Source organism: Shewanella sairae (assembly GCF_023283535.1).
Lineage (GTDB): Bacteria > Pseudomonadota > Gammaproteobacteria > Enterobacterales > Shewanellaceae > Shewanella > Shewanella sairae.
The window spans coordinates 1-12,175 of the sequence record NZ_JAKILT010000085.1; the positions used below are offsets into that span (position 1 = coordinate 1).

Consider the following 12,175-nt stretch of genomic DNA (forward strand, 5'->3'; position numbering starts at 1 on the left):
GTATCGAAAAACACTCGTATATTGATACCTGCTATCTTAACTTAATATCGGCATCATAAAATTAGGGTGTAGCTTTAATGGTACCTCGATCATGTGATACCTCTATATTTGATACCTTTCATAAAGAGGTGAAGCTGTCATGAGCGGGCGGTGAAACTGATTTATTGGACATTTATCAGTTAGAGTTAACACTCAAGGAAAAATCACGATATTCACAAAAACTGACTACTTATTCACAAGTGGTCAGTTTTATGAACGTAGCCAATAGGTTTAACCTACACCTAATAACTCCAATCTTCATATGCCAACGGTAGACTATTGAGTAAGCGTCTCCGTTCGCGCCAATCCGGTAAGAGTTCATCCATCAAAGCTCGGAAACGATCGTTGTGATGACGCTCTAATAAGTGGGTAAGCTCATGCACCAAAATAAACTCAAAGCATTCTGACGGTTTTTTAGCGAGTTCAAGGTTAAGCCAGATACGTTTATCAGCAATGTTACAACTGCCCCATTTGGTCTTCATTCTTTTGATGCCTATGGCATCAGCTTCAACCCCCAGTTTTTCTTGCCATAAGGCTAAAAGATTCGATAACGTTGCTTTGATTTCTGAACGATAAAACTTGTTAAGCAACTTTAAACGATTCTCTGTTGTTGTTTTGCTCGCAACGCCAAGTTCAATTCGTTTACCTTTAACTTCAACATAGTGTTTACCTGTTGTTTCTACAATGCTGAGTAAATAACGTTGTCCCCACAAATAATGACTCTCACCACTAACCATTTCCCTAATGGATTGACGGCATTGTCCTACAAAATCAGCTTGTTGCTGTTTTATCCATGCAAGCTTATTGATTACAGCTAAACGAATTGCTTGTTCGCTAGTTGCGACTGGCACCGACAGTCGCACCGCGCCATTGGGTGGCAATACGCTTAAATGAATGTTGTTTATCGCTTTACGATTAACGGTGAGCTCAATACCTGCAATGGTTACCTCAAAACTGTCGGTCGTATCCATCAATGGTATTCTCTTTGTGCCTTGATGATATCCATCATACGGTCCAACTGTTCATCAATTGCATCATCATCGTCCATCCCAAAATCGTTAGTGGCCTTTAGAATAGCATTTTCAATTTTGCGCTCTTTAAAAGTCTCACCAAGCCAATCGGCCTCTTTGTTCAACCGAACAGCTGTATCGATTTGAGTAGTGAACACCTCATCATTACCAAAATTGTCATATAGCGCTTGCTTTGCAAGAGTATCAACAGAATCTGGATAATTGTGGGCTGTGTTACTTGTCGGGTTGACGACTTTTTTGGCTAATGCTCGTATTTGCTCTAAATACTCTTGATAGCTAATAACTTGTTCTCGCCTTTGTTTAATCAGCTCATCAAGTAGCGTCGCCATACTTTCAAAGTATTTAGGGTTTACTGGGTTTTCGTCGACAATCGTTTTACGGACATTGTTCTCGATGGCTTCAGCCATTGCCTCTTTGTTTTTACGAATATCTTTAGGCAACGAATCCAATCCCTTATCATTATTGTTTACCACTAAATCAATTAAACCAAACTCTTCAAAGTCCATAAGAGTTTCACTGTCATCTGCGCGAATGTACATGTCGAGGAGTTGACGCATCGCCGGCTCAAAACGCTTCATTTCAAGTAAATCACCGCTACTCAGCTTTACTTCATCCCTAACTTTTTCGAAATAGGCGACTTCTTGCTTGATGCTTCCCGCTTCCTCAGTAGTATAGCCAGCTAGCCCCATTTCGTTCGCTAAATTGGTATAAGAGCGTATAAGCTTAGCGACCGCTTGATAAAGAGTTAGACGAAGAGCTTCTTTCTCACTTCGCTCATTTTCATTGGTTAATTCAGCACCTGACTCACCAACAAAATAATGCACAAACGCTTGAGTATCTTTAGGAGCCCTTACAGGCTCGCAAAGGGCTCTAGCCACTTCAAGAGCATTATCTAAGTCTGATCTCGCTTCCTTCAGTCGATCTTTTAGAAGTCCCGCGACATCTTCATCGTCGTAGCCGTCAAAAGCCTCGGCGGTATAGTCTTTAATCGCTTTATCCAGAGAGCGGAAGAGATCTTTATAATCCACAATATAGCCATACTCCTTCTCTTCTCCATCAAGCCTATTTACCCGACAAATAGCCTGAAATAAGTTGTGATCGGCCATTTTTTTATCAATGTAAAGATATGTTGCGGAGGGCGCGTCAAACCCTGTTAAGAGTTTATCGACGACTATCAATAAACGCATTTGACCTGGCTCTTTGACAAAACGCGCTTTCACTTCCTGTTCAAATTTTTCCACCTTTTTAGACGCTTCTTCTTCACTTTGCTCAAAGTAATCTGCAAGCATTTTGCGGTAGGTCTCATATTTAAACAGCTTTTCTGTTTGACCTGCGCCAGATTCTTCGCCTTTGATAGAACTTGCCGCTGGCTGGTAACTGGTGACAATCGCACATTTTCCAGCAAGATCTGTCTTGCTAAATAAGTCGTATACAACACAAGCTTGATGAACACTCGCACAGACTAACATGGCATTTCCACGACCAGAGATAAGGGCTGGCTTTCGCTTCATATCAAGCCAAATGTCCATCACAATACGTTCAAGCCTCGACTTGCTCGAAAGTACTTTCTGCATCGTGCCCCATTTCTGTTTAAGTTGTATCTTAGCAAGGTTCGAGAGTCCTTGAGTGTTGGTATCAAACCAAGTGTCCACTCCTTTGCTGGATGTTAAATGCTGATCGATATCTCGGGCTTCATAACGCAAATCCAACACCACGCCGTCACTCACCGCCTCATTAAATTTGTAGGTGTGAATATAAGGGCCAAAAACCTCTAAAGATTTTTTCTTATCCTTTTTCATCAGTGGTGTACCCGTAAAACCAATAAACATGGCCTCAGGTAAAAGAGCCTTCATTGCCTCATGCAATTTTCCTGACTGGGTTCTATGGCACTCATCTACAAGTACAAAAAGATTACCTTTTGCAGAAAAATCATCCGGCAAAGCCCGTTTTAAATCCTTTATAAACTGCTCAGTCGTCTCATTTTTTTCACTTTCAGTCGGCTCTTCACCGTTTCGACCAAATTTATGTACGAGAGAACACATCAACCAAGGGTTTGGCTGGTTGAGTGTAGCCACAAGGTCGCTTCCGCTTTTTGTGCGATAGATATCTTCATCAACTCCGAGAAATACAGTTTCAATCTGTTCATCGAGTTCTGTTCTGTCGGTGATGACAAGTACCCTAGAATCCGCCACATTCTCTCGTACCCATTTGGCTAGCCACACCATGGTTAAGCTCTTACCAGAACCCTGAGTGTGCCAAATAATGCCACCTTGCTGAGATTTAATATGCTTCTTAGCTGCTTGGATGCCGAAGAATTGGTTGTGACGGCATGTCTTCTTAATACCTGCATCGAATACGATAAAATCATGCAATAACTCTAAGAATCGTCTTTTCTCACACAACTGCGCCGTATGTTCATCAAGCAATGTTTCTGTCTGCATCATTGCCGACGGCAATTGATGGTCACTTGGTTGCTCTTTCCATTCTAGATAGTACTTTTCAGACGTTTCAATGGTGCCATAGCGAAGCCCTTGAGTATCATTGCCCGCCATCACTAGTTGCATTGTGGTAAAGAAATTACGAATAAAGTCTTTTTTCTGGTTATCAAGATTCTGTCGAATCCCTTCACTAACAGACACCGATGAGCGCTTCAGCTCAATGACTCCCAACGCAATGCCATTTACATAAATGACGATATCAGGGCGTTTTTTCTTCTCTCCCTGAATACTCACTTCTTCAGCGATAGCAAAATCGTTTGCTTCTGGGTTTTCCCAGTCAATAAGCCAAACCGTTTGGTTTTGCTCACCTACTCCTTCTTTCTCTTTTACGCCATAGCGAAGTAATCGATAGACTTCTTTATTGGCATCATATAACTTTTTCCCTTCCCCCAGTGCCGTAGCGCGATCCAAGCTTCTAAGAGTTCGCTTAATAAGTGCTTCGGATACTCCACGTTTTGCAAGCCAATCGGTTAGCAGACCGATTTCGATGTTTCGATTGCCCTCTCGGCATTCCCAATCGCCCAAATAATCGTAATCTAGCTGATCTACAAAGAATCTTCTTAGGCGAGTTTGTGTCACACGCTCTTTTTGTCCAACTTTGCTCATCCGTTGCTCCCTGCCTTAGAATCTTTTTTCAATATATCAATCATTTTTTGCTCATGTTCGAGGATTTCCTTCACGCCCCATTCACCACTGTCATTTAAGTGTTGAATCATCTTGTACAGCTTTAGGGTATCGATATTTTTGTCATTGATGGCTGCTTTAAAGTGATCGCGTTTTGCCGAAGGTTGTACATTGCTTAACTTTGAGTTTTTACTGTGGCTGATAAGACACAAGTTACCAAAACGATGCAGCTCGCTTTTATCCAGTTTTTTATGGCCATCTAAAGGGTGCCGTGGATAAAAGTGCTCGACTGAGCTTCGGAAGGTAAACTCAAACTGGTTGATAACCGCGTCGGTACTGCTCTCTACTCCATTACACCACAGAAGATAATCTAGGTAGTTGAATACCAAGTTATTTTCAATCGCGCCATGCCTTAGTAAATCCATCACCGATTCATCATCACTATCTAAGGCTCGGTAACCCGCACCTTGGTAAATCATGGCGAAATACTCTGCGCCCTCAGGCTGTAAAAAACGGCCAAACACAAACTGACGGGCTAAATGCTCAAGCTTTTCAAGATAAGCGACAGGCTTTATTTCATCCATATAGTACAATTGATACAGCGCACCATTGAGCCAGTGCTTATAGACCAAAGTTGGCGTGGATACGTGAAGTGCGCTAAGCAGCATCAAAATACGTCGATTAATTCCGTCGAAGCCATCTTCACTGTCATTGGTCGCGCTGCTGTCAAAGGTGTTGATATAGCTTTGGCTCTTATCGTTGTAAAAATGTAAGCGCTTGAGGCTCCACTTATCTTCACCCTGAGCAAATTCACGCTTGATAATGTATTGGTCAAAAAGGTATTTAGACTTCAGTAAGGCAAATACAAATGATTTCACTGCTTCGATTCTTGCTTGTCCAACAAGTCTTTTGTAAGTAGATACTGTTCAAACTGCTCAAGTAAGCGCTTATCATCCAAGGCCACATCTTGTTGGGTAGAGACTTTAAGTACGTGCAGTAAGAAGTTCGAGAAGTTAATCACGCTATTAAAGCGCTCAGGGGTGAGCTCAGACTCCCCACGGCTTTTTGTTGTTGGTGGGTTAGCCAACATGTCACACAAACGGATAGAAACATCCGAATTTACACTGTCGTCGGTTTGCTGCTCACCACTAGCAATGATGCTCTGCACATCCTCAAAACTTTGTGGGGTAAACAGGCCCCAATCATTGGTGCCAAAAAGCTCATGTCGCTCTGTTTTGCTAAAGCCGTACTGAATGTAGCGCTCCATGTTGGCAGTTGCTTCCCACACTTTCGCCAACACATCTATACTCTGGTCGCGCTCATTTTTATCTTCAATGTCGTTCAATACTGAAATCAAACGAGCTTTAACTACCTCGTGCTTTTCTAACTGCTCACCACGGTTATTCATCACCTCAAAATAGTGATTAAGATCGGTGTCTTTTGGCACAGAAACTCTAGCAATTTCCACCTGATTAAAAAGGTAGGCGCAGAAATCACCCAGTTTATTACCTAAAGCTAATAAACCTTTTTCAAGAAGATGATACCCCTCAACAACATCAAGGTTGAACTCATCATTTTTCAAATGTTCTAGTGCAACACCTTGCTTCAAAGCAGAAAACGTATCTGACGATTTTTGGCGGCTCTCAAAGTCAAGATTCGGTACGTCATACCAACTCATATCAATGGATTGAGGCGCAGAGCGCTTACTTTCTATTGAAATATTGCCCTCAGCAATACGCTTGAGCGCAAAAGCGAGCAAAGTTAGTGTCGTGAAACGCTGCTGACCATCTATTACTTCAAACTGGCCATCAGGACGCTCAAAGACCACCAAAGTACCAATATAATAGGGTTGGTCAGGCTTGTGTTGCTGGTAATCCTGCACATCTTGAATAAGTTGGTTGATTTCCCCTTCACCCCAGGCGTAATTGCGCTGATACATGGGCACGAGATAGCGACTGTTGTCTGCTAGCAACTCTTTCACTCTAAAGCAGTGAATACCATCATGTACTTTTGCGCCAAGACCGCTATTCATAATACATCATCTCCTGAAACAGTCTTTCAATCTCTGCTAGCTTGGTGCCTTTGACCTCGCTTTGTTTAATGGTCGGTAGTGGCCAATTTAAAACATCACTCGGTTGTATTGCCTGTTTAATACGCTCGAATACATTGAGCTTTAGAGCATGATTATCCATCGTTACTAACTGCACTACCTGCATTTTCAAACGGCAGCGATAAGCCCAAATAAACAATTTTTCAATCGCTTGAGACAACTGATTAACGCCAAACTTATCTAAATAGAAAATCACCCCGCAATCGAACAAGGTGCGAACGTAACCATCACCGGTGCGAGTACGTGACGAGTAACTGTTTAGGGTGCGCAAAATCCGACTCGCTAATGGATCTAATTCATGCCCTAATATTGTGATCGGCTTGTGCTCTTCGCCTTTGTGCTCGCTGTCGATAATCGTACTAATGGTCCTTTGATAATGGCTAGTCATTTCAAAAAAACGGCGACCATTGATGATCATTTGGTCAAGATGAAATGGAAAGCTCATCGTTTGATGATCGATCTTCCTTTGGTATTGGCTGTTGTAGTCATCGACAAAGTGGTGAGATATTCTTAGCGGCTCTACATACGGGTACAACCCAACCTGTTCAAGATTTACGCCTTTAAACAGCCCTACTTGTGACTTACCAAAATACTGGGCAGATTTACCCTGCGCCCAGTTACGAATGCGAAATAGATAATTGGCGAACAGGTTCGCAAGTTGCTTACTATGCAAACTCTCCCAATGACTCACCGACTGTGCTTTTAACTCGTTTTCTTGGTCTGAAAACTCGCGCAAGTGAAACGCTTTCAGTAGATCGTGAGGATCGAGATCGCGCCCTCTGGCATTTTGGGAATCAAAAAACTGAAACGCCTCCGAAACATCATCTAACACAAACGTGACCACTTCACAGCGGTTGAGCAGAAAATCGATATCCGCTTCAGTAAAATCACTACGGCTGACCGCCCTTTTCGCCGCCATAAAGTTTTGATGCAGATTGTGGTGCGAAATATCACTGCTAAAGCGTTGCTCTGCCAAAAAGCTTAAAAGTGGGGCTTTAAGCGTTTGTAGGCACTCCCGCACATCTTGGCGCTTTATCGCTTGATGTTTGCTTGAGCTTTGCAGGCGCTCCTCTATTAACGCCTGCACTAATAACATCAAGGTCAGCGTGCGCTGCTGACCATCAACGATGTCTAACTGCTCAACTTTTTCATGGTCATTGCCACCATCGTAGTGACGGTGAAACACCACCGCCCCGAAACGATACGCCGACTTATCACGATACACTTTCAAATCGTTTAATAAATCAGCAAGGTTGGCTTGCGTCCATTTGTAAGGCCGCTGGTACTGAGGAATAACCAAATTTTCCAACGCCAATAACTCACCGACTTTCGTCACCCGTTTATCAAGGAAGTGCGGCACACTCTTGGACACAACAACCGCCATACTAGCTTTCCTTATCGAATGGTAAGCGAGTTCTACCTGTCAGCAACTCTTGCATCATGCCCTGTTTGATTTGGCGAGTTTTCGCTAAACGCTGTTCAAAGGCTTGGATTTCGTTATCCATATCCGACAGAATGGTGGCTATGGCAGTTTGTTCTTCTAGTGTTGGGATAATAATTTGGATTGCTTTAAGTTCATCAGAATTGATTGAGTCAAATGTTGACCCTTTAGAATATTTCTCCCATTGCGATTCAAATGACAAAAACCATTGATATAAATATTCGTTAGGATACTTGATTGAACATACACCGCGCCCTATGCAACATTTAAACGTTGCTTTAGCAATTTCACCAACTGGAGCACGAACCGACAAAATTAAGTCCCCTTTATCTGCAGTTTTAGTGATCTCAGAAGTGTAATTTCTTACAATCGTTTTCCTGTTGGCAATATCAGCATTACCCTGCACAAGGGGGAAGCCTTTACCCACAGAGTTGTAATTAGATGAGTTAGGTGATTGCCCCATTTTTATTTGGCAAATATCACCTAAAAAAAACACATCCCAATCCTCAGGGATCTCACCTAGTTCGCTAGGTTTTGTCCCTTTTGTCTGGCCTTGCTGTTCGCCATCAGTATAAGCAGCAAACTGAGGCAAACGGGTTTTACCTGTGAGCAGTTGCTGCATTGTGGCGGTTTTTATCGCTTGTTTTTTTGCGATCAGTTTTTCCAATTCCGTTAATAGCACATCTACATCGGACAAGGCATTAGCAATGGCGGTTTGTTCTTTTTTTGGAGGTAAAGGCAGTTTTATCAACCTCATTTTGTTCATTCCAAAAGCCGCCTGAGAGGTAGAATGCAACTCTGCTTTAAGTGTCTGTTGAAAAAGCTCTGAATAGAAAAACTCCATCAGATAGACTGGCTCAACCTTCTTGGGTTGCAATAAAATAACATTGGCACTGAGTGCAAACCTAAAAGGAACTTGAGGTACAAACTTTGGCACTCCAATAGTTCCAATTTTCCCGAAGACAATATCTCCTTTTTTTAGTTGGAAGCTTTTTTCTTGCTTGTCCACAGCCTTAGATATAATTTTTCTACTAGTTGCCCAGTCAACCTCTTTATTGCTAATAAAATCGCTGATGCCAATATATGGGTCACCATTCGATGATTCAGGCGGAGTTCTATGGTCGGGTTGCGGATCGATAATAGCAGCTACCCCTTCAATGGTAGAAACTTTCCAGCCTTGGGGTATAACTCCAATGTCAGTTTGCTTGTACCCTTCAGGAACAACTTGCTCTAATGTATTCATAGCGACCACTCCAAACCCATTGCTTTTAAGTGGCCTGCGACTTTATCGCTAAGGTCAGCAACCGATTTAGAAAGCGTTGGCAATGGTTTGCTATAGCGCTCTTCTAGTTGCTTAACGCGATTTGCCATTTGTTGAGTAACACGCTCAATTTCAGCAACAATATTGGCTTGTAAAGTGGCAAGCCATTTGTCGTCTACTATCAGCGCTTTTACTTCATCAATAGTCAGTACCGAGTATTTGTTGAATACCAATAAATCCAACGCGTCTTGTGCTTCTTTAACCGTTTTCTTAGTGGAAGCTTCAGCGTTAAATAACTTGGTTGCTTGTTTAAGTGCTTTTAACTCTTCGGCATCAGCAGCAAGCTTGGTGCGAGCTACAACACTGGCCTTGGTGATTTTTTCTTTATCATTGATGGCCTCTACCAATGTCCCTTCTTCACCACCATGTTCTTCAAGGTAGCTTTCCAGCGCTTGGGTCGCTTCATCTTGCTTGGCTTGCAGGGTATCCACTGCGGTTTGCTTGTCAGCAAAGTAATGAGCAACGATTAAGCTCGGTGGGATAAGCTCTGCTTTGTATTTTTTCTTAGCAATAACTAAGTCTGGTGTTTCTTTGAGCTTTTCACCTTTTTTAGTTACAAGCTCGCGTATCGTATTACCGGCTTTCCAATCATCTTGCATTAATACATACACGTCGTCTTGCATGGTATCCGCCCAGTAATCCATCAAGATTTGGTAGATGTCGTATTTGTTTAAAAGTTCACTATTAGCATATCCGCTTAATAGTTGCTCAGAGATATCAAAGATCAGCTCTTTAGGGCTATCACCTTGCTTAATTTCTTTAAGCTGCGCCTGTTTAACCCAAGCTTCAAATGGTTTTAAGCTACACTGCGCAAAGTCTTTAAATTCTTGGTGCGCCAGAATGCGGCTTTTCACTTCACTTACTGTGACTAATGCGTTGCTATAACCCTCACGAGTGGGCTCAAACAGTGTCGCGCGAATGTTCGGGAATACTTTCCAGTAACGCTCTAGCGCGTCAAGATCGCGATTGGGGATACCACCTTGCAGGTGCGCACTTAAATCGTGTAGATCTTCTAGCTCAGATGAGTCGATATAACGAGGAATGTTTAGGTTGTAATCGTTAGCAGCGATTTCATCAATGGGCACTAAGCGACTGAAACGATCAAGTTCTAGGCCTTTGGTAAACACATCGACAATTTTGTGAATGTCTTGGCTTCGCAAGCGGTTTTTATTGCCATCTTTAATAAAGCCTTTGCTCGCATCCACCATAAAGATTGAACGGCCAGTGATGGTAGGCAGAGACTCATCGCCTTCTTTAAAGCCCGCAACCGCTTTCTGTGCATGCTCTTTATCAATAACGATAATACAAGCAGGAATACCTGTGCCGTAAAACAAGTTAGCCGGTAAGCCAATGATGCCTTTGATATAGCCTTGCTTAATCAGGTTTTCACGGATGGTGGCTTCTGCATTTCCACGGAATAACACACCGTGAGGCAAGATAACCGCACCTTTACCAGTACTCTTTAAGCTTTTAAGGATATGCAGTAAGAAAGTGTAATCACCATTTTTTTCAGGTGGAATGCCCCAAGTAAAACGATCATATAAATCATTTGCCGGGTTCAAGCCACTGGTCCAGTTCTTGTTAGAAAATGGTGGGTTAGCAACACAGAAATCGAAGGTTTTAAGTTGATTTGGGCCATCTTTCCACTCTGGCTCAGACAGGGTGTTGCCTTTAAACACTTTTGCAGTGGCGTTGTCGTGCAAAATCATGTTCATACGTGCCAATGCACTAGTCGCGTTATCCATCTCTTGACCAAAGATAGACAGTCCACGAGGCGCTTCATCACTGGCTTTTAATAATAAAGAGCCAGAGCCACAGGTTGGGTCATAAACCGATGCCTCTAGTGGCGTGTCTTTGGTAATGCCTACGACTTTAGCTAGAATGTTAGACACTTCTGATGGCGTATAAAACTGACCTTTAGACTTACCCGATTCGGTCGCAAAGTGGCGCATAAGGTACTCGTAGGCGTCACCCAGTAAGTCATCGCCATCGGCACGGTTGGCAGAGAGATCTAAGCCTTGGAAAATACCGACTAACTTGGTTAGGCGGTCAATCATGTCTTTGCCTTTGCCTAACTTGTCTTCGTCGTTAAAGTCGGCAACGTCAATAACACCTTTAAGATCGTTAGCTTCAGCAAGCGCTGCGATGATTTTATTAATTCTGTCACCAATCTCTTTATCACCTTTGGCTGCAACCATATCGTCGTAGCTAGCACCCTCTGGCACTTTGATCATGCCACGACGAACGCCTTTGTATTTGTCCGAAACATACTTCATAAACAGCATTGTCAGCACGAAGTCTTTGTATTGACTTGCGTCCATACCGCCGCGCAGTTCGTCACAGCTAGCCCAAAGGGATGAATAGAGTTCAGTTTTTTTGATGGCCATTTTGGTAAACCTTTATAAGAATTGGACGGTTATAGTTTGTTCGTATCTAAGCCGGCGGCTTTTAGGCGTGTGGTGAGGTTTCTCATTTTACTGAATTCTGTGCCATAACTGGGTTTTAGCCCTAACTCTTCACAAAACTCTCTCGCTGTAATATTGACCAACTCATCAGCATACTTAATCGACTGTAAATGAAGTTCGGCCATAAATCCGTTCCGTGGAGCTGAGGCTAGTGCGTGCTTGATACTTTCTCTAATCACTTTATTCACAATACTCTCAATACGATTTGCTGCGTTTAGAACGAGATTTTAGCAAAATTAGCTAAAATAGCTAACCCATAATTGCAGAATTGATGCTTATGAATAATTATTCTGAATTGCAAGAAGGAAATAAGTGGAGTGAAACCAATAATGGGGCATTTTTTATTTAGTGCGGGTAGTCTAGCAGGGGGATCCCTAAGTCTTCATATGGAAAAGCTAGGACAGAAAAGCACTGCCCTCAGCTTTACCACAATCAGCCTGATTAACCTTTGTGGTGGCCGTAGGTTTGCGCTCCGCGCTCAATAGGTTTTCTTCTTTCTCTTATAAAAGATCAAATGCGCGAGTTATATCAATTTTGATATGGAGTGGTGGCGGTCGGATAGAGCTAACCAGGCATAGATAATTTTGCTAAAACAGCCTCAATTTTACATTATGTATATTGTGCGCATCGCGTTATGACCACTCAA

The 12,175-nt window shown here is 42.6% G+C and carries 8 protein-coding genes; all 8 read right to left on the reverse strand.

What is annotated here, in order from left to right; translation table 11 throughout:
* Positions 1-281 precede the first annotated feature (281 nt).
* From L2748_RS21825 to L2748_RS21860, 8 genes are read right to left on the reverse strand one after another with little or no spacing between them, the layout of a single operon-like run.
* Positions 282-1,010: a M48 family metallopeptidase gene (locus L2748_RS21825; protein ID WP_220783094.1), complete on the reverse strand. Its 729-nt coding sequence runs from the start codon at positions 1,008-1,010 to the stop codon at positions 282-284.
* A complete protein-coding gene (locus L2748_RS21830) occupies positions 1,010-4,174 on the reverse strand; it encodes a type I restriction endonuclease subunit R (protein ID WP_220783093.1) in 3,165 nt (1,054 codons plus the stop codon). The genes L2748_RS21825 and L2748_RS21830 overlap by 1 nt, the downstream gene beginning before the upstream one ends.
* Positions 4,171-5,070, reverse strand: a complete 900-nt coding sequence (locus L2748_RS24565; protein ID WP_220783092.1) for an HNH endonuclease family protein — start codon at positions 5,068-5,070, stop codon at positions 4,171-4,173. The genes L2748_RS21830 and L2748_RS24565 overlap by 4 nt, the downstream gene beginning before the upstream one ends.
* Positions 5,067-6,224, reverse strand: coding sequence for a DUF262 domain-containing protein (locus L2748_RS21840; protein ID WP_220783091.1), 1,158 nt, complete (start codon positions 6,222-6,224; stop codon positions 5,067-5,069). The genes L2748_RS24565 and L2748_RS21840 overlap by 4 nt, the downstream gene beginning before the upstream one ends.
* Positions 6,217-7,686, reverse strand: coding sequence for a DUF262 domain-containing protein (locus L2748_RS21845; protein WP_220783090.1), 1,470 nt, complete (start codon positions 7,684-7,686; stop codon positions 6,217-6,219). The genes L2748_RS21840 and L2748_RS21845 overlap by 8 nt, the downstream gene beginning before the upstream one ends.
* Before the next feature lies 1 nt (position 7,687).
* Positions 7,688-8,986 carry a restriction endonuclease subunit S gene (locus L2748_RS21850; protein ID WP_220783089.1) on the reverse strand — a complete coding sequence of 433 codons (1,299 nt, stop codon included), beginning with the start codon at positions 8,984-8,986 and terminating at the stop codon, positions 7,688-7,690.
* Positions 8,983-11,451, reverse strand: coding sequence for a type I restriction-modification system subunit M (locus L2748_RS21855; RefSeq protein WP_220783088.1), 2,469 nt, complete (start codon positions 11,449-11,451; stop codon positions 8,983-8,985). Before L2748_RS21855 ends, L2748_RS21850 begins: the two co-directional genes overlap by 4 nt.
* Positions 11,452-11,480: 29 nt before the next feature.
* On the reverse strand, positions 11,481-11,717 hold the full coding sequence (locus L2748_RS21860) for an HTH-like domain-containing protein (RefSeq protein WP_220783087.1): 237 nt from the start codon (positions 11,715-11,717) through the stop codon (positions 11,481-11,483).
* Positions 11,718-12,175: the final 458 nt, after the last annotated feature.

Bases quoted from the DNA above. Each gene is read 5' to 3' on its own strand.
- L2748_RS21825 (WP_220783094.1), bottom strand. From the start codon at position 1,010: ATGGATACGACCGACAGTTTTGAGGTAACCATTGCAGGTATTGAGCTC.
- L2748_RS21830 (WP_220783093.1), bottom strand. From the start codon at position 4,174: ATGAGCAAAGTTGGACAAAAAGAGCGTGTGACACAAACTCGCCTAAGA.
- L2748_RS21840 (WP_220783091.1), bottom strand. From the start codon at position 6,224: ATGAATAGCGGTCTTGGCGCAAAAGTACATGATGGTATTCACTGCTTT.
- L2748_RS21845 (WP_220783090.1), bottom strand. From the start codon at position 7,686: ATGGCGGTTGTTGTGTCCAAGAGTGTGCCGCACTTCCTTGATAAACGG.
- L2748_RS21850 (WP_220783089.1), bottom strand. From the start codon at position 8,986: ATGAATACATTAGAGCAAGTTGTTCCTGAAGGGTACAAGCAAACTGAC.
- L2748_RS21855 (WP_220783088.1), bottom strand. From the start codon at position 11,451: ATGGCCATCAAAAAAACTGAACTCTATTCATCCCTTTGGGCTAGCTGT.